General features: G+C 59.8%; 13 protein-coding genes and 1 other RNA gene. 13 read left to right on the top strand and 1 reads right to left on the bottom strand.

Going from position 1 to position 17,476, the window contains the following annotated elements; all coding sequences use genetic code 11:
• The first annotated feature begins 4 nt into the window (after window positions 1–4).
• Entirely contained in the window at window positions 5–1,072 is a 1,068-nt protein-coding gene (pyrC, locus tag LSG25_RS08165; protein ID WP_232744176.1) for a dihydroorotase, read from the top strand.
• A gap of 42 nt (window positions 1,073–1,114) precedes the next feature.
• Here pyrC and LSG25_RS08160 read toward each other — a convergent pair whose 3' ends face one another.
• A complete protein-coding gene (locus LSG25_RS08160; protein ID WP_232744175.1) occupies window positions 1,115–2,920 on the bottom strand; it encodes an ATP-binding cassette domain-containing protein in 1,806 nt (601 codons plus the stop codon).
• Between the two features lie 182 nt (window positions 2,921–3,102).
• On the opposite strand from LSG25_RS08160, the gene rnpB reads away from it, so the two are divergent.
• From rnpB to LSG25_RS08100, 12 genes are all read left to right on the top strand, one after another.
• An RNA gene (gene rnpB / locus LSG25_RS08155) (RNase P RNA component class A) lies at window positions 3,103–3,512 on the top strand.
• A 292-nt stretch (window positions 3,513–3,804) separates the two neighbouring features.
• Entirely contained in the window at window positions 3,805–4,233 is a 429-nt protein-coding gene (gene mraZ / locus LSG25_RS08150; protein WP_232744174.1) for a division/cell wall cluster transcriptional repressor MraZ, read from the top strand.
• Window positions 4,234–4,241: 8 nt separating this feature from the next.
• On the top strand, window positions 4,242–5,312 hold the full coding sequence (gene rsmH, locus LSG25_RS08145) for a 16S rRNA (cytosine(1402)-N(4))-methyltransferase RsmH (RefSeq protein WP_232744173.1): 1,071 nt from the start codon (window positions 4,242–4,244) through the stop codon (window positions 5,310–5,312).
• Window positions 5,312–5,650, top strand: a complete 339-nt coding sequence (gene ftsL, locus LSG25_RS08140) for a cell division protein FtsL (RefSeq protein ID WP_232744172.1) — start codon at window positions 5,312–5,314, stop codon at window positions 5,648–5,650. The genes rsmH and ftsL overlap by 1 nt, the downstream gene beginning before the upstream one ends.
• Window positions 5,647–7,380, top strand: coding sequence for a penicillin-binding protein 2 (locus LSG25_RS08135; protein WP_232744171.1), 1,734 nt, complete (start codon window positions 5,647–5,649; stop codon window positions 7,378–7,380). Before ftsL ends, LSG25_RS08135 begins: the two co-directional genes overlap by 4 nt.
• Window positions 7,377–10,166, top strand: a complete 2,790-nt coding sequence (gene murF, locus LSG25_RS08130) for a bifunctional UDP-N-acetylmuramoyl-L-alanyl-D-glutamate--2,6-diaminopimelate ligase MurE/UDP-N-acetylmuramoyl-tripeptide--D-alanyl-D-alanine ligase MurF (protein ID WP_232744170.1) — start codon at window positions 7,377–7,379, stop codon at window positions 10,164–10,166. Before LSG25_RS08135 ends, murF begins: the two co-directional genes overlap by 4 nt.
• Window positions 10,156–11,328, top strand: coding sequence for a phospho-N-acetylmuramoyl-pentapeptide-transferase (gene mraY, locus LSG25_RS08125; RefSeq protein WP_232744169.1), 1,173 nt, complete (start codon window positions 10,156–10,158; stop codon window positions 11,326–11,328). Before murF ends, mraY begins: the two co-directional genes overlap by 11 nt.
• Window positions 11,325–12,854, top strand: coding sequence for a UDP-N-acetylmuramoyl-L-alanine--D-glutamate ligase (murD, locus tag LSG25_RS08120; protein ID WP_232744168.1), 1,530 nt, complete (start codon window positions 11,325–11,327; stop codon window positions 12,852–12,854). The genes mraY and murD overlap by 4 nt, the downstream gene beginning before the upstream one ends.
• On the top strand, window positions 12,851–14,044 hold the full coding sequence (ftsW, locus tag LSG25_RS08115) for a putative lipid II flippase FtsW (RefSeq protein ID WP_232744167.1): 1,194 nt from the start codon (window positions 12,851–12,853) through the stop codon (window positions 14,042–14,044). Before murD ends, ftsW begins: the two co-directional genes overlap by 4 nt.
• Window positions 14,041–15,114 carry an undecaprenyldiphospho-muramoylpentapeptide beta-N-acetylglucosaminyltransferase gene (gene murG, locus LSG25_RS08110; protein ID WP_232744166.1) on the top strand — a complete coding sequence of 358 codons (1,074 nt, stop codon included), beginning with the start codon at window positions 14,041–14,043 and terminating at the stop codon, window positions 15,112–15,114. Before ftsW ends, murG begins: the two co-directional genes overlap by 4 nt.
• On the top strand, window positions 15,111–16,517 hold the full coding sequence (gene murC / locus LSG25_RS08105; protein ID WP_232744165.1) for a UDP-N-acetylmuramate--L-alanine ligase: 1,407 nt from the start codon (window positions 15,111–15,113) through the stop codon (window positions 16,515–16,517). The genes murG and murC overlap by 4 nt, the downstream gene beginning before the upstream one ends.
• Complete coding sequence (locus tag LSG25_RS08100) at window positions 16,514–17,461, top strand: D-alanine--D-alanine ligase (RefSeq protein WP_232744164.1); 948 nt, start codon at window positions 16,514–16,516, stop codon at window positions 17,459–17,461. Before murC ends, LSG25_RS08100 begins: the two co-directional genes overlap by 4 nt.
• The last annotated feature ends 15 nt before the right edge of the window (window positions 17,462–17,476 follow it).

Raw genomic sequence — 17,476 nt, 5'->3', positions numbered from 1 at the left:
TCCAATGCAAAACGCCACCGACTCACTGACTATTGTTCGCCCCGACGACTGGCATCTGCATTTGCGCGATGGTGCGGTGCTGGACGCCGTGGTGCCCGATTCGGCGCGCCAGTTTGCCCGCGCCATCATCATGCCGAATTTGAAACCGCCGGTCACGACGACCGCGCTGGCCCTGGCCTACCGCGACAGAATTATCGCCGCCCTGGCCCGGGCGGGAATCGGGGAAGGCAGTTTCACTCCGCTCATGACCTTGTATCTGACCGATAACACCTCGGCTCAAGAGATCGCCACAGCCAAGGCTTCCGGAGCCGTGCACGGCGTCAAGCTCTACCCGGCCGGGGCTACCACCAATTCAGACGCCGGTGTCACCGATTTGCTGGGGCGCTGCAGGCCTGCCCTGGAGGCGCTGCAAAAATCAGGCATGCCTTTGCTGGTGCATGGCGAGGTCACCGACAAGGATATCGATCTGTTCGATCGCGAGGCGGTCTTTATCGATCGAGTCATGATTCCCCTGCGTAAAGCACTGCCTGAGCTCAAGGTCGTGTTCGAGCACATCACCACTCGGCAGGGTGCCGAATACGTACGCGATGCCGAGGGGCCTATTGCCGCGACAATCACCGCGCATCACCTGCTGTATAACCGCAATGCGCTGTTTTTGGGCGGAATGCGGCCTCACTGGTATTGTCTGCCGGTTTTAAAGCGTGAAACGCATCGGCAGGCCCTGGTCGAAGCGGCCACGGGCGATAGCCGGCGTTTTTTTCTGGGCACCGACAGCGCCCCGCATCCCAAGGGGCTCAAAGAACATGCCTGTGGTTGCGCGGGCTGCTACACGGCCCTGCATGCCATGGAGTTGTACGCCACGGCTTTCGATTCGGTTGGCCGGATAGATAGGCTGGAAGCCTTTGCCAGCCTGAACGGGCCGGCGTTTTATGGTTTGCCTGTCAATCAGGGGACGCTGACGTTGAATCGGGCGCATTACGAGATTCCGGCTGAGTTGTCCATGGGCAACGATACCCTGGTTCCCCTGGCGGCCGGCGAATCGCTGGGCTGGCGGATAGCGGACGGTTCATAGCGCCAAGATTGGACGCATAGAGGCGATGGCGTAATCGCGCTGTCACGAATCGCCGCGTTTTTCTTCCAGGATTTCCCAGCGGGCGAACAATGCGGTCAGCTTGTTCTCGAGCGTGTGCAACTGCTCGTTGATTTTCTCGACTTCGCCGGGCGCATCGCGATACAGGCCTGCATCGGCCAGTTTGGCGGCCAGCTCTGCCTGCTGCGCTTCGACCTGAGCGATAGCTTCGGGCAAACCTTCGAGTTCTCGCAATTCCCAGGCATTGATTTTGCTGGGCTTGGGCGGTTTTGGGCGTTCCGCAGGCGCGGCTTCGATTTTTTTGCCTTTATCATCGGCGGACTTGTCTGTCGGCGCGGGGCGCTGCGCGAGCCATTCGTCGTAACCGCCCACGTACTCCCGCCATTCCCCATCGCCCTCCGCGGCAATGGTTTGAGTGACCACATTGTCCAGGAAAGCCCGGTCGTGGCTGACCAGCAGCACTGTTCCCGCATAATCCTGAAGCAGTTCTTCCAGCAATTCCAGCGTTTCGATATCCAGATCGTTGGTGGGTTCATCCATGACCAGCACATTGGTGGGGCGGGCGAAAAGCCTGGCCAGGACCAGGCGGGCGCGCTCGCCTCCCGAGAGGCTCTGCACCGGCGAATTCGCCCGGGCGGCTGGAAACAGAAAGTCTTCCAGATAGCTCATGACGTGCTTGCGCTGATTGCCGATTTCAATCCACTCGCTGCCGGGATTGATGGTGTCGGCCAGGGTTGCCGTTTCGTCGAGCTGCGAGCGCATCTGATCGAAGTAGCCGATCGACAGATTGGTTCCCAGGCGTACTTGTCCCGAGCTGGGCTCCAACTGACCGAGTATGATTTTCAGCAAGGTGGTCTTACCGGCGCCGTTGGCGCCGATCAGGCCGATGCGGTCCTTCCGCAGGATAGTGGTGGACAGGTTTCGGATGATGGTCCGTTCGCCATAATGTTGGCTGACGTTTTCCAGTTCAGCCACCATCTTGCCCGACCGCTGTCCTTCGGCGACAGCCAGGCTGACGTTGCCGACGCGTTCGCGCCTGGCCGCCCGGTCGCGCCGCAATTGTTCGAGGCGGCGTACGCGCCCTTCGTTGCGAGTGCGCCGGGCTTCCACTCCTTTACGTATCCAGACTTCTTCCTGGGCCAGTACTTTGTCTAATTTGGCGCTTTGCTGCTTTTCGGCTTCCAGCCATTGCGCTTTGCGTTCTTGCCAGGCTGAGAAATTTCCGGGGAAGCTGAAGAGTTGACCCCGGTCGAGCTCGACGATGCGGGTGGCGACTGCATCCAGAAAACGCCGATCATGAGTAATAATGATCGCGCTGCAGCGGGCATTGAGCAGCAGCGTTTCCAGCCATGCGATGCCGTCGAAGTCCAGATGGTTGGTGGGCTCGTCCAGCAGCAGCAAATCAGGCTCGTCGGCCAGGGCGCGGGCCAGCGCGACGCGTTTGCGGGTTCCTCCGGACAAGTCGGCGATGCTGGCGTCCGAACTCAAACCCAATTGATCAATCAGGGCCTGTACCCGGGACGGGCGTCGCCAGTCTTCGCTGTCATTGATATTGCCGCACAGCGTCTCGAACACGGTCAGCGATTCGTCGAGATCGGGTTCCTGTTCAACAGTGGCAATCTTGAGCCCGCCCAGGCGCATGACTTCGCCATCGTCGGGCAGCGTACGCCCATCAAGGACCTTCAGGAGCGATGATTTTCCCGCTCCGTTACGGCCGATCAGGCCTATGCGCTCGTTAGGCTGAATGGCAAAATTGGCGTGATCGAGCAGGGGATGATGCCCATATGCGAGTTGCGCGTCGGTCAGGGTAACAAGAGTGGTAACAGCCATAAATCCTGTGGTGGGTAGCAATAATCGGCAAGCAGCAAACCGCTATTGTCGCAGTTTGAAGAAATTGCGTTCTGGCCCGCCCTGTCGAAGCATGACGCAAACACCTCGCAAGGCCGTTATTTAAATGGGCGTCCGAGCTTGCGGGCGGCCAGAGTTGCCACTGTCCTATACAATGCGGGTGCGGGGCAGGTTGGGCAATCGCGGTATTTCGATATCGAGGAAGGTCCGGACTCCACAGAGCGGGATAGCGGCTAACGGCCGTCCGGCGCTTGTCATACTCCGGTATGTCAGGCGGCCGAGGAACAGGGCCACAGAGACGAGTCTGCGGCGTGGGCATGCCTGGCATGCACCGGCACGGCTACTTCCGTGCTGCATGGTCTGGGAACAGGCCATGGCGCTGCAGGGTGAAACGCGGCAACCTCTATCCGGAGCAACATCAAATAGGCATACGTGGGCCCTCGGGTCCGAAGGGCGGCTCGCTCGAGTATGCGGGTAGATGGCTAGAGCAGGGCAGCAATGTCTTGCGCAGAGGAATGATTGCCCGCCAGGCTTGCCTGGCGTACAGAATCCGGCCTACAGACCTGTCCCGCCTTTATTGTTTTCCACAGGGATACCCATGCCGCAGCGGTTCGGGCCTGGTGGCGCTGAATGTTAGAAATTGAAAATACAAAAAATCTTTTTCCCTGTTTTCTCTTCATGAACGACTTCTAGATAAACCTGCAATTTCTTGATTTATCTACGGATTTCTATTTTCCACTTTTTATAGATTGATGCTAAGTGCTTGTTGTCATTGAAAAAATTGCAACTGAGCGCTTGACCTGCTGCGCGTGTTCCCGTAGAGTGGGGAAAAGTAGGATTTAGTGTAAAAAAGTGGAGGTAAAGTGGTGTTTCAGGGTAGCAGTGCGCTCACGTTGGATGTCAAGGGTCGGGTCTCCATCCCGACTCGGCATCGTGACGCGCTCGTGTCGCAGGTAGAGGGTCGTTTGACCCTGACGCGTCACCCTGATGGCTGCTTGCTTGTTTATCCACGGTCGGTTTGGGAAAAGAAGCGTGAACAGATCGCCGCCTTTCCAATGTCGGCGCGGCCCCTGCAGCGTTTGCTGCTGGGCAATGCGCAAGATGTCGATATGGATGGTGCCGGACGTATCCTGGTCGCGCCCGAGCTTCGGGCCGCTGTCGGCCTGACCCGTGAAGTCATGCTTTTAGGGATGGGAAGCCATTTCGAATTATGGGATGCGGCCGAGTGGGCTCGCCGAGAGGCGGAAGACCTGGCCAAAGGCATGCCCGACGCATTAGATCAGTTTTCGTTCTGAAGTAGGTCATGGAGTTTTTGCACCGACCCGTGCTGCTAGAGCCTACGGTTAATGCCCTGGTGGATCCGCATTTCGGCGGGAAGGCCAGACGTGGGCACACAGAGGACGATTCCTCGGCGCGGTTAAGCGGTGTTTTTGTGGATGGCACCTTCGGTCGTGGCGGGCATAGTCGCTTGCTACTGTCGAAGTTGGCGCATGACGCAAGGCTGGTGGTGTTCGACAAAGATCCCGAAGCTATTGTCGCGGCGCGAGTTCTGCAAGCCGAGGATCCGCGCGTTCAGGTGATACATGGCGGTTTTGCGTCGATGCCGGAGCAGCTCGGCGCCTTGGGCATAGCGGGTGCCGATGGCGTAATGCTGGATTTGGGGATTTCATCTCCGCAGATAGATGATGCAAGTCGCGGGTTTTCCTTCATGCGTGAAGGCCCCCTCGATATGCGGATGGATACAAGCAGCGGCTTGACGGCCGCGGAATGGCTGGCGCAAGCCAGTGTTGAAGAGATACGGGAGGTCATAGCTAAATATGGCGAAGAACGGTTTGCTTTCCAGATTGCAAAGGCGGTTATTGCTCGCCGCGAATCCAGGCCGCTGCGCACAACGCTCGACCTCGCCGAGCTCGTCGCCAGTGTCGTCCGTACGCGCGAAAAGGGTCAACACCCGGCCACTCGTACCTTTCAGGCTTTACGGATTTACCTCAATCAGGAACTCGAAGAACTCGCGTTCACCCTCGCGGCAGTTTTAAGAGTTCTGGCACCAAAGGGGCGGCTTGCGGTGATCAGTTTTCATTCTCTGGAAGATCGCATGGTGAAGCAGTGCATTGCGGCGGCCGCGCGGCCGGCGGCGGCGCACGCCCGCCTGCCGATTTTCGAGAAAGACCTGCCGCAGCCCATATTGAATTCACTGGGCCGAGTCCTGCCTTCCGCCGAAGAAGTGGCGGCCAATGCCCGGTCCCGTTCGGCGGTCCTGCGTGTGGCTGAACGTACCAATATTCCTTTGCCGCCTGATCAGGGCGCTTCTTTTGTCAATGCGATTCGCCTGGGTCCCGAACCGGCTGCGCATCACAAAAGGGGGAGAAAATAATGGTCCGGCTGATTGCAATAGTTGCCGCCTTATTGATGTTTTCCGCGATTTCCCTGGTGACGGCGCGCTTTCAGTCGCGCCAACTATTTGTGGTATCCGATCGTCTGGCGACCAAGGCGCGCGATCTGGATACCGATTGGCGGCGTCTCCAGCTCGCGCGCGCCGAATTGGCGCGCAACGCCCGTATCGACGGCACGGCTCGTGGCGAGCTGAAAATGATCAACGTAACGCCGGGCCGCACAATATATATTAAAGATGGGCCCGCTGCCGCTCCACCCGCTGCCGCCGCGCCCGTCGCGCCTGCCGCGGCGGCTCGATCCTCCCGGAGGAAGCCATGAAGCGAGTCCGGTTCTATGACAGCCCGGTGCTCAATGTGCAGATGCCTTTGTGGCGCTCGCGCCTGGTGTTGATCTTGCTGATGCTGGGCTTTGTGGCGCTTGCCGTCAAGGCGCTTTATTTGCAGGGGCTGTCCACCGAATTCCTGCAGCAGCAAGGCGAGCGGCGTTACGAGCGCACACTGGTCCTGCCCGCCACGCGTGGCAAGATATTCGACCGCAGCGGTTCGGTGGTGCTGGCGTCAAGCGTTCCCGCTCGCGCCATTTGGGCTATCCCGGAAGATGCCAAGGATGCCACGCCCGAACAACTGGCGGCGCTGGGCAAATTGCTCGATATGCCGGTCAAGGACATACAAAGCCGCCTGGTTGATGAGGACAAGAATTTTGTCTACATCAAGCGCCAGGTGCCGCTTGATGTGGCGGCAAAAATCAAGGAACTGAAGGTTCCCGGTTTTCATCAGCAGGGAGAAATGCGGCGTTCATACCCCGAGGGCGACATTGCGGCGCACGTGGTGGGTTTCACCAACATCGAAGATCAGGGCATCGAAGGCATTGAACTGGCGTTCAATTCCGAGCTTTCCGGCCGTCCGGGCAGCCGCCGGGTAATCAAGGATCGCCTTGGTCGTGTGGTTGAAGACGTGCAGGCTGTTGTCCCGCCCGTCAATGGGCAGGATTTGAGCTTGTCGATCGATGCCGGTTTGCAGTTCGATCTTTTCAGCGCGCTTAAAAAAGCCAAGGACGAGCACCAGGCCAAGGCGGCGGCTGGCATCATCGTCGACGTGCGCACCGGCGAAATTCTGGCGTTGGCGAATCTCCCTTCCTACGATCCGAACGATCGCGAAGACCGCAAAGGTGCGGCGTTGCGCAACCGGGTGATTACCGACACATTTGAGCCCGGCTCTATCATGAAGCCGTTCACGGCGGCTTTGGCCTTGAGCCTGGGGCGGATCACGACCTCGACGATGTTCAATACCGGCAATGGGCATTATCGGTATCAAGGCGCCACGATCACCGATGTCAGCAGCAATGGCACCTTGAACGTGGCTGGAATTTTGCGCCGTTCCAGCAATATCGGCATGACGATGATTTCCGAATTGCTGACCTCGCAGGAAATGTGGAACAACTTTACCGAGTTGGGTTTCGGCCGCGCCCCGCAGGCCAATTTCCCAGGTGTTGCGTCCGGACGCCTGCGTCCCTGGGAGCGCTGGCGCCCCATCGAGCGGGCCACCATGGCCTATGGCTACGGCTTGTCGGTGTCGCTATTGCAAATCGCCCATGCCTACACGGTGTTTGCGCGCAACGGCGACATGGTTTCACTGACTTTGTTAAAGCGCAAGGGCAAGGCGACCAGCGTGCAGGTGTTCACCCCGCAAGTGGCTGGCCTGATCCGGGCCATGCTGGAGGCGGCCGCAGGTCCCGAGGGCGCCAAGCAAAAGGTTCCCGGCTACCGCGTGGCGGGCAAGAGCGGGACGGCGCGTCAGATCGTCAACGGTCACTACAGCAAGTCTCTATATAGAGGGTCTTTCGTCGGCTTCGGGCCGGTGTCCAATCCTCGTGTCGTGGTGGCTGTCTCGCTCGATGAGCCGCATGTCGGTGGTTATTATGGCAGCGTCATCTCGGGACCCGTATTCGCCAGTGTGATGGGCAGCACTCTGCGCCGGCTTGGGGTTCAGCCTGATGCGCCAGTCGATTCCCTGGTGGCGGTCGGCTCTCCTCACGAGGTGCGGCGATGACGGCGCAACAGATAATCGGCTGGCTGAAAGAGCATGTCGCGCGCACGGCGCATCTTTGCCTGGATTCACGCCAAGTGGCGCGGGGCGATGTGTTTTTTGCCTGCCCCGGCCTGGCGGACGATGGGCGGCAATACATACGCGATGCGATTGCCCGCGGTGCCGCGGCCATAGTGGTGCAGGCCGGCGACGGTGCTGTCCTCGAGCAGTCGGCGCCCATGCTTGAAATCCAGGGCTTGCAGGCGCTGCTGGGCTCGATCGCCCACGCCTGGTACGAAGAGCCTTCGAGCGTCATGTCGGTGATCGCCGTCACGGGTACCAATGGCAAGACCACGACAGTGCAGTGGATCGCGGCAGCCCTGAATCTGGAAGGCGTGCCTTGCGGCACGGTAGGGACTTTGGGAGTAACGCTCCCCAATGGAGCGAATCTGGGCGGGGCCTTGACGACGCCCGATGTACTGACCTTGCACCGCAGCCTGGCCGCCATTCGCGATGCCGGCGGCAAGGCGGTCGCGCTCGAGGCGTCTTCCATAGGCATCGAGCAGGGGCGCCTAGACCATGTTCACATCGAGATTGCCGGGTTTACCAATCTGACGCGCGATCATCTCGACTATCACCAGACCCTGGAGAACTACAAGGCCGCCAAGTTTGCACTGTTCGGCTGGCCGGCTTTGCGCGCGGCAATTGTCAATGTAGACGATGCCGCGGGAAAGGAATTGTATGCGTCGGTGGCCGTCTCCGATCGGCTGGGATATTCGCTCAAGCGCGACAGCGCCGCCGCCGTGCAGGCGCAGGATGTTCAAACAGGAAGCTACGGCCTGATTTTCAATTTGCTCATGCCCGATGGCGCGGCCCAAATCGTGACTCGTCTGGTGGGCGAGCACAATATTTCCAATTTGCTGCTGGTCGCCGGAGTATTGCGTGAACTGGGCTGGGGCTTGGCGCGCATAGCCCGGGTGTTGGTTACATTGCGCTCTGTCGAGGGGCGATTGCAGGTCGTTGAGCCTTGCGATGGCGGCGATGCATCGATTGCAACACCCCTGGTGGTGGTCGATTATGCGCATACGCCGGATGCGCTGGAACGTGCCTTGCAGTCTTTACGCGAAGTCGCCCGTGTACGAAACGGACGCCTGGTATGTGTGTTCGGTTGCGGTGGCAGCCGCGACAGCGGCAAGCGTCCCATCATGGGCGGGATAGCCGGCAAGCTGGCCGATTCCGTCATCCTGACCAACGATAATCCGCGTGCCGAGGACCCGCACGCGATTGTCGATCAGATCGTCGCCGGCATGCCGGCCCGGCCGCAGATCGAACTGGATCGTGCCAGCGCTATTCTTGCTGCGATCTGGGGTGCGAAGCCCAACGATGTGGTGCTGCTCGCGGGCAAGGGGCATGAAACCTACCAGGAATTCAAGAATACGCGCATTCCTTTCGATGATCGCGAATGGGCTCGTTTTGCCGTGACCTGGCTGCGTGGAATGACAGTCTCGACCGATTCGCGAAGCATCCTTCCGGGCCAGATCTTTGTTGCCCTCAAAGGTGAGTCTTTCGATGGGCACCGGTATCTGGCTCAGGTGCAATTGGCAGGAGCCTGCGCAGCCATTGTGTCCCGGCGCGACACGAACATTACCTTGCCGCAATTCGAATTGGGCGATACACGCGCGGCCCTGATCAAGGCCGGATCGGCATGGCGCCGCCAGTTTCATTTGCCGGCCATTGCGGTGACCGGAAGCAATGGCAAAACGACGACCAAAGAAATGGTCGCCGCGATCCTGCTGGCATGGGTGGGTGCAGAGGCGTCTTTGTCCACGGCGGGCAATTTGAACAACGATATCGGCGTGCCGCTGACACTGCTGCGTTTGCGCCCTTCGCATTCCGCCGCGGTGTTCGAGCTGGGAATGAATCATCCGGGCGAAATCGCCGGCTTGGCCGATATGGCACAAGCCACGGTGGCGCTGGTGAACAATGCCCAGCGCGAGCACCAGGAGTTCATGCATTCCGTCGAGGCTGTCGCGATTGAAAACGGTGCGGTTCTGAGCGCCTTGCCGGACGATGGTGTGGCGGTTTTCCCCGGAGATGATCTGTATACCCCCGTGTGGAAGCGGCTCGCGGGTGAGCGCAAAACCCTGTTGTTCGGGTTTGAACCACACTTCGATGTGTATGCCGATCAGATTCATGCCGAGGCTCGAGGCACACAGTGCCAGTTGCATACGCCTGTTGGAGTTGCCGCACTGACGCTTGCGGCTCCGGGCGTGCATAACCTGCGCAACGCCCTGGCGGCGGCGGCTTGCGCCTGCGCCGCGGGAGCGCCATTGGTCGCCATAGTGGAAGGCCTGGCTCGTTTCAATCCGGTTGCGGGCCGCATGCAGCCCTATTTGCTGGCCGATGGCCGGCAGCTTATCGATGATTCGTATAACGCGAATCCGGACTCTGTACGGGCCGCCATCGATGTGCTGGCGCGTCTGGATGGCAAAAAAATACTCGTTCTGGGCGATATGGCCGAGGTTGGCGAAAATGGGCCTGCCATGCATGCCGAAGTCGGGGCCTATGCGCGCGAACAGACTATCGATGAGCTGTTGACTTTTGGGCCGGCAGCCAGGAATTCGGCCGCCGCGTTTGGAGGGACGGTTCGGGCCTTCGATTCGATCGAGGCCCTGGTCGCCGATTTGCTGGAGCTTCTGCCCGCGAACATTCTGGTGAAAGGATCCCGCAGCACTCGCATGGAAAGAGTGGTGCAGGCGCTGCAAAAACAACTCAAGCAACAAGAAAGCGAGGCGCGCCATGCTACTTGAATTAGCACGTTGGCTGTCCGATGCCCACATCCGCGCCTTTGGCGTCGTTGAATACATTACGTTTCGAGCGTTGCTGGCGTGCGGCACGGCTCTATTCATCGGTTTGGTGGCCGGGCCCCGTGTGATACGCAAATTGACTGAATTGAAAATCGGCCAGGCAGTCCGCAGCTACGGGCCCGAATCGCATTTGCAGAAAACCGGCACGCCGACCATGGGGGGTGCCCTGATTCTGATTTCGATCGCGGTCAGCACGCTGTTGTGGGCCGACTGGACTAACCGTTTTGTGTGGGTGGTATTGCTGGTGACGTTTGGCTTTGGCTGGATCGGTTGGGCCGACGACTACAAAAAGGTGGTCAATCGCGATCCGGAAGGAATGTCTTCGCGCCGAAAATTTTTCTGGCAGGCCCTGGTTGGCCTTATCGCCTCCATTTACCTGACTTTTGCTGTTTCAGCGCCGGCCAATGCCGACTTATGGCCCTTGTTTCGCGATTGGGTGGTGAGTGGCTTTACCATGTCCTTGCCGACTCGCGCCGATCTGATTGTGCCGTTCTTCAAAAGCGTCAGCTACCCGCTGGGTGCATTCGGTTTCGCCGCGCTGACCTGGTTCGTGATCGTCGGTACCAGCAACGCCGTCAATCTGACCGATGGCCTGGATGGGCTGGCGATCATGCCTACCGTCATGGTGGGCAGCGCCCTGGGGATTTTTGCCTATGTCGTGGGACGGGTCGATTACTCGAAATACCTGCTCTTCCCGTATATTCCCGGCGCGTCGGAGCTGATGGTTCTGTGCGCGGCGATTGCCGGAGCAGGCTTGGCATTTTTGTGGTTCAACGCTTATCCGGCCCAGGTGTTCATGGGCGATGTGGGGGCGCTTGCACTCGGCGGCGCCCTCGGCACAATCGCCGTCATTGTGCGTCAGGAAATTGTCCTGTTCATCATGGGAGGGGTGTTTGTGGCAGAAACCCTTTCGGTGATGCTGCAGGTGACCTATTTCAAATACACGAAGAAACGGTATGGGCAAGGCCGGCGCATTTTGCGCATGGCTCCATTGCATCATCATTTTGAAGTAGGCGGCTGGAAGGAAACCCAGGTTGTGGTGCGTTTCTGGATTATCAGCATGATGTTGGTGCTTCTTGGCTTGGCAACATTGAAATTACGATGACTACGATGTCTTTTCCCTCGGTACCTGCCGGTTCTCTTGTCCTGATCCTCGGATTGGGCGAGACGGGCGTGGCGGCGGCTCTCTGGTGCGCCGATCGCGGAGCCCGGCTGAGGGTACTCGATACCCGTGAGCAGCCGGGTGCCTGGCCCGCCTTGCGCGAGCAGTTGGGGGAAGCGGCGGCCGAGTGCCGGTTTGGCGCCGCTGCATTGGTCGAAGATGCTTTGCTGGATGTATCTATGGTCGTCCTCAGTCCCGGGCTTTCTCCTCGGGACGAACCGGTACGGTCATTTCTGGCCTTGGTTGCCGAGCGCGGCATTGAAGTCCTTGGCGAAATCGAGCTTTTTGCCCGTGCATTGTCTGATATGGCCGAACAGGGCTACCAGCCGAAAGTGCTGGCGGTAACCGGCACCAATGGCAAGACAACCGTGACCGCCATGGCGCGGCAATTGTGCGAGGCGGGCGGCCTGAAAGCGCGCGCGGCGGGCAATATCAGCCCGGCTGCATTGACGGCCTTGCGCGAAGCCTTGGCAGCCGACGATCTGCCCGAGGTCTGGGTACTGGAGCTGTCGAGTTTTCAGCTTGACGCAACCCATACTCTGGCAGCGGATGCGGCTGCTGTGTTGAATATCAGCCAGGACCATCTTGACTGGCATGGGTCCATGAACGCCTATGCGGCGGCCAAGGCCAGGCTGGTGAAGATGGCAAAAGTCGTTGTCATCAACCGCGACGACCCTGTGGTTGCAGCCATGGTGGCCGATGTCAAGGCGCAATCCGTGCGTTCGTTTGGTCGCGATGTGCCTGTGATCGAGGGCGATCTTGGCATTGAAAGCAGCCACGAAGTCCGTTGGCTGGCGGTCGCCGAGGCATTGGATTTCGACGTACCGGCCGCCAAGCCAAAACGGAAAAAGAACGATGCCGAGCCGCCGCGCGAAACGGGCCGCATGACGCGCCTGATCCCGGTCGATGCCTTGCGGGTCCGAGGCACGCATAATGCCTTGAATGCCTTGGCGGCGCTGGCGTTGGTGCGATGCCTGGGCCTGGCTTGGGCCGGTATCTTGCCGGCGCTTCGAGATTATCGCGGCGAGCCTCATCGGGTGGAGTTCGTGCGCAGCATTGGGGGTGTCGCCTTTGTCGAAGACAGCAAGGGAACCAATGTCGGCGCTACGGTAGCCGCGCTCGATGGTCTGGGCCAGACCGTTGTATTGATCGCTGGCGGCCTGGGGAAAGGCCAGGACTTTTCGCCCTTGGTGAAAGTGGTTCGAGAGCACACCCGGGCGGTGGTGCTGATTGGCCAGGACGGCCCCTTGATTGCCCAGACTTTGGCGTCCTGCGGTGTTCCGCTCGAGCAGGCCGAGTCCATGGAGCAGGCCGTGGCCCGCGGCTTTGCCCTGGCCCGGGAGGGCGATGCCGTATTGTTGTCGCCGGCCTGCGCCAGCATGGATATGTTTAAAAATTATGGCGATCGTGCCCGGGTTTTTGTTGAGGCTGTTCAGGCGCTGGCTCTTGAGCAAGGAGAGCTGACATGAGCGTATTTGGGGATCTGAGTTCCGGCGTCAACGCCGTGCGTCCTGGCCGCACCACGATGCCGAATTTCGATGTTGCCATAGTGATTACTGCCGTGGCACTGTTGCTGTTTGGATTGCTCATGGTGTATTCGGCCTCGATTGCCCTGGCCGATGGGCCGCGTTATGAAAGCTATGGCCGCTTCTATTTTGTGGGCCGGCACGGCATGTTCATTTGTGCCGGGCTATTATGCGCCGCTTTCGTACTCAGCATACCCATGCAGGTGTGGCAGAAATTTGCCGTGCCCTTGTTCCTGATCAGTTTGTTGCTGTTGCTCGTTGTGCTGGTGCCCGGCATAGGCCGGGAAGTGAATGGCGCGCGTCGCTGGCTGCCTCTGGGGCCGCTCAATTTTCAGCCTTCGGAGCTCATGAAGATCACCATCTTGCTCTATGCCGCCGATTACACGGTGCGCAAGCAAGAACATATGCAGAATTTTTTCCGGGGTTTTTTGCCCATGTCTTTCGCCCTTGCCGCGGTCGGCATAGTGCTGCTGCTCGAACCGGATCTGGGCGCGTTCATGGTGATCGTGGCGATTGCCGTGGGTATTCTGTTCATAGGCGGTATCAATGGCAAGCTGTTTTCGAGTCTGCTGGCCATTCTGTTCGGCAGCTTCCTGGCGCTGATCTGGTTGTCTCCGTGGCGGCGCGGGCGCCTGTTTGCCTATCTCGACCCCTGGAATCCCGACAATGCCTACGGCAGCGCTTATCAGTTGTCTCATTCCCTGATTGCCTTGGGGCGTGGGGAATGGTTTGGCGTGGGTCTTGGGGCCAGCATCGAGAAACTGCATTACCTTCCGGAGGCGCACACCGATTTTATTGTTGCCGTCATCGGTGAGGAGCTGGGCTTTGTGGGCCTGATGTGTCTGCTCTCCCTGTTTGTGTTTCTTGTGTGGCGCGGTTTTGACATTGGCCGGCAATCGATTGCCATGGAACGCATTTTCAATGGCCTGGTGGCCCAGGGTGTTGCGCTGTGGTTCGGCGTGCAGACCTTCATCAATGTGGGTGTGTGTGTGGGACTGCTGCCTACCAAGGGGTTGACTCTGCCAATGGTGAGCTACGGCGGCTCCGGGATTGTCATGAACCTGTGCGCGATTGCCTTGCTGTTGAGGGTGGATCATGAAAATCGCAATATGATGCGGGGCAAGCGGACATGAGTATGCGCACCTTGCTCATCATGGCTGGCGGTACGGGTGGGCACATCATGCCGGGACTGGCCGTGGCCCACGAGATGCAAAGCCGCGGCTGGCGGATCGTGTGGCTGGGCGATCCCGATCGCATGGAAGGCCGGCTGGTGCCGCAGCAGGGATTTGAACTGGTATCGCTGCGTTTTGGCGGCGTACGGGGGAAGGGCCCGATGGCTTTGCTGAAATTGCCTTTCGCGTTGGCCTGCGCATGCCGGCGGACGTTCGCCAGCCTGAAGGCAATTCGCCCGGATGTGGTGCTGGGCATGGGTGGCTATGTTGCTTTTCCCGGCGGCTTGATGGCGGCCTTGCGCCGTATCCCGCTTGTGATACATGAGCAGAACGCCGTGGCCGGTACCGCCAATCGATGGCTGGCGAAAATAGCCAAGAAAGTATTGGTGGGTTTTCCGGGGTCCTTGCCCGGAGCCATTATGGTAGGCAATCCCGTCCGCCGCAGCCTGACTGGATTGACACCGGCGCAGCAGCGTTACAGCGCTCGTCAGGGTGCATTGCGCCTGCTGGTGGTGGGCGGCAGCCTGGGGGCGCAGGCCCTGAACAAGATAGTGCCGCTGGCGCTGGCGCAGATCGCCGTCGACGACCGGCCTGTGGTCGTACATCAGGCGGGAGAGCGGCATTTGGCCGGTTTGCGCGCGGCTTATGAAAGTGCCGGGGTCCAGGCTGAGTGCCATGCCTTTATCGACGATATGGCGGCGGCCCTGGCCGACGCCGATTTGTTGATTTGCCGCGCCGGAGCCATGACCGTGGCTGAAGTAGCCGCAGTCGGTGTGGCGGCCCTGTTTATTCCACTGCCGAACGCGATTGACGATCATCAGACGGCCAATGCCCGTTACCTGAGCGACTGCCAAGGGGGCTGGCTGCAAAGCCAGGCGGAATTCTCGGCGGATTGGCTGGCTCAGTGGTTGCGTGCGCGTTCACGCACGGAATTGGCCGCCGTGGCACAGCATGCCCACGAGCACGCGTGCCTGAATGCGACACAGCAGATTGCCGATGCCTGTGAGCAAGCGTTAAGGAGTCGGGCATGAAGCACAGAATTCAAAGCATTCATTTTGTAGGTATTGGCGGGTCGGGCATGAGCGGCATTGCCGAAGTGTTGTTGAACCTGGGCTATGCCATCAGCGGATCCGATATACAGGAGTCGGCTGTAACACGTCGGCTCGCCGGTCTTGGTGCGAAGGTCTCGATCGGCCATACGGCTGAAAATATACGTGGGGTCGGCGCCATCGTGACATCGACGGCCGTCACCGCCGACAACCCCGAGGTCCTGGCCGCTCGGGCGGCGCACATTCCGGTTGTGCCCCGTGCCCTGATGCTGGCAGAGCTCATGCGTCTCAAGCGTGGTATTGCGGTGGCGGGCACGCATGGCAAGACCACGACCACCAGTCTCGTGGCCAGCGTGCTGGCGGCGGGAGACCTGGATCCAACCTTTGTTATCGGGGGGCGCCTGAATTCAGCGGGCGCCAATGCCCGCCTGGGGCAGGGAGAATTTATTGTCGTCGAGGCGGACGAATCCGATGCGTCGTTCTTGAACTTGTTGCCCGTCATGGCGATCGTGACGAACATCGACGTCGACCACATGGATACCTATGGGCATGACGTAGCCCGTCTCAAGAGCGCTTTCATCGAATTTACGCACAAGCTGCCGTTTTACGGCAGTGCCGTATTGTGCAGCGACGATGCCAATGTGCGTGAAATCATGCCTTTCGTTTCGCGTCCAATCACGACTTATGGCGTCAATCCCGATGCTCAGGTACGTGCCGTCAATCTGCGGGCGGACGGAACCACCATGCATTTCGACGTGGAGCGCCGCAGCGCCGCCGGGATGCTGCCCCGACTGTCGATCACCCTGAATCTGCCTGGCAAGCACAATGTCCTGAATGCACTGGCGGCAATTGCCGTCGCCACGGAGCTGGGCGTGGCCGACAGCTCCATTGCCGGGGCGCTTGCCGCTTTCAACGGCGTAGGGCGCCGCTTTACGCAGGTTGGCGAATTCGCCGTATCCGACCAGCGCAATGGCGGCGCATTCACTCTGATCGACGACTACGGACATCATCCGGTCGAGATGGCGGCGACGCTGGATGCCGCGCGCGGGGCGTGGCCCGAACGTCGTATCGTCCTGGCGTTCCAGCCGCATCGGTATACGCGTACACGCGACTGCTTCGAAGATTTCGTGCGTGTCCTGAGCTCGGCCGACGCGGTGCTCCTGACGGATGTTTATCCGGCCGGCGAGGCTCCTTTGGTCGCTGCCGATGGGCGCGCCCTGAGCCGCGCAATTCGTGTGGCGGGCAAAGTCGAACCCCTGTTCGTCGAAGATGTCGTCGATTTGCCTCAGGCGATACTGGATTTTGTACAGGATGGCGATGTAGTCATCGTCATGGGTGCGGGCTCGATCAGCAAGGTTCCGGCCCGCATAGGAGAGTTGGCATGAGCGAAAATTTTGGGCGCGTCGGAGTGTTGTATGGAGGCTGTTCGGCCGAGCGCGAGGTATCGCTCATGTCCGGCCAGGGCGTACATGCGGCGCTGACCAGCGTGGGTATCGACGCCCATCTGTTCGACCCGGGCAAGCAAAGCCTGGTCGACCTGGCCAATGCAGGTTTCGATCGCGTGTTTATTGCGCTGCATGGCCGTTACGGCGAGGACGGCACTCTGCAAGGCGCTCTCGAGCTGCTGCAGTTGCCTTACACCGGCAGCGGCCCCCTGGCATCCAGTCTTGCCATGGACAAGATCATGACCAAGAGAGTCTGGCTCGAACAGAATTTGCCGACACCCGGATTCGCAATATTGACGGAGTCCTCCGATCTCGATGAGGTCGTTGCCGCAATCGGCTTGCCGCTGATCATCAAGCCGCCGCATGAAGGGTCGACGCTGGGAGTGACGAAGGTCGGGAAGCTCGAAGAATTGAGCGCCGCCTATCGTCTGGCCGCCCGGTACGATGCGGAGATTCTCGCCGAACGGTTTATCTCGGGCCGTGAACTTACCGTGCCGGTACTCGGCAAGGGCAAGAGCGCGCGTGCCTTGCCGATAGTCGAGATCGTGGCACCTCAAGGCAATTACGACTACGAGCACAAATATGTGTCGAATGACACGCAGTATGTGTGTCCGGCCAAACTCGACACGGCGCTGACCCGGGAAATCATGACCTTGGCGGAACGGGCCTATGTGGCCTTGGGGTGCGAGGGATGGGGACGCGCAGATTTCATGCTCGATGCCGATGACAGGCCTTGGCTGCTGGAAATGAATACCTCTCCCGGGATGACGAGCCACTCGCTCGTTCCGATGGGAGCCAAGGCTGCCGGGATGAGTTATGTCGATTTGTGCGTGACGATCCTGGCCAGCGCCTCGTGCAAAGTACTTGCGCCGCCCGCGGCCTGAAACGACAGGAGAAAA

The organism is Paralcaligenes sp. KSB-10 (assembly GCF_021266465.1).
Classification (GTDB): domain Bacteria; phylum Pseudomonadota; class Gammaproteobacteria; order Burkholderiales; family Burkholderiaceae_B.
Note: the sequence above shows the minus strand (reverse complement) of the source record. Positions and strands in the feature narration are given on the sequence as shown.

Excerpts from the sequence above, each read along its gene's own strand:
- pyrC (WP_232744176.1), top strand. The coding sequence starts at position 5 with ATGCAAAACGCCACCGACTCACTGACTATTGTTCGCCCCGACGACTGG.
- LSG25_RS08160 (WP_232744175.1), bottom strand. The coding sequence starts at position 2,920 with ATGGCTGTTACCACTCTTGTTACCCTGACCGACGCGCAACTCGCATAT.
- rsmH (WP_232744173.1), top strand. The coding sequence starts at position 4,242 with ATGGAGTTTTTGCACCGACCCGTGCTGCTAGAGCCTACGGTTAATGCC.
- ftsL (WP_232744172.1), top strand. The coding sequence starts at position 5,312 with ATGGTCCGGCTGATTGCAATAGTTGCCGCCTTATTGATGTTTTCCGCG.
- LSG25_RS08135 (WP_232744171.1), top strand. The coding sequence starts at position 5,647 with ATGAAGCGAGTCCGGTTCTATGACAGCCCGGTGCTCAATGTGCAGATG.
- murF (WP_232744170.1), top strand. The coding sequence starts at position 7,377 with ATGACGGCGCAACAGATAATCGGCTGGCTGAAAGAGCATGTCGCGCGC.
- mraY (WP_232744169.1), top strand. The coding sequence starts at position 10,156 with ATGCTACTTGAATTAGCACGTTGGCTGTCCGATGCCCACATCCGCGCC.
- murD (WP_232744168.1), top strand. The coding sequence starts at position 11,325 with ATGACTACGATGTCTTTTCCCTCGGTACCTGCCGGTTCTCTTGTCCTG.
- ftsW (WP_232744167.1), top strand. The coding sequence starts at position 12,851 with ATGAGCGTATTTGGGGATCTGAGTTCCGGCGTCAACGCCGTGCGTCCT.
- murG (WP_232744166.1), top strand. The coding sequence starts at position 14,041 with ATGAGTATGCGCACCTTGCTCATCATGGCTGGCGGTACGGGTGGGCAC.
- murC (WP_232744165.1), top strand. The coding sequence starts at position 15,111 with ATGAAGCACAGAATTCAAAGCATTCATTTTGTAGGTATTGGCGGGTCG.
- LSG25_RS08100 (WP_232744164.1), top strand. The coding sequence starts at position 16,514 with ATGAGCGAAAATTTTGGGCGCGTCGGAGTGTTGTATGGAGGCTGTTCG.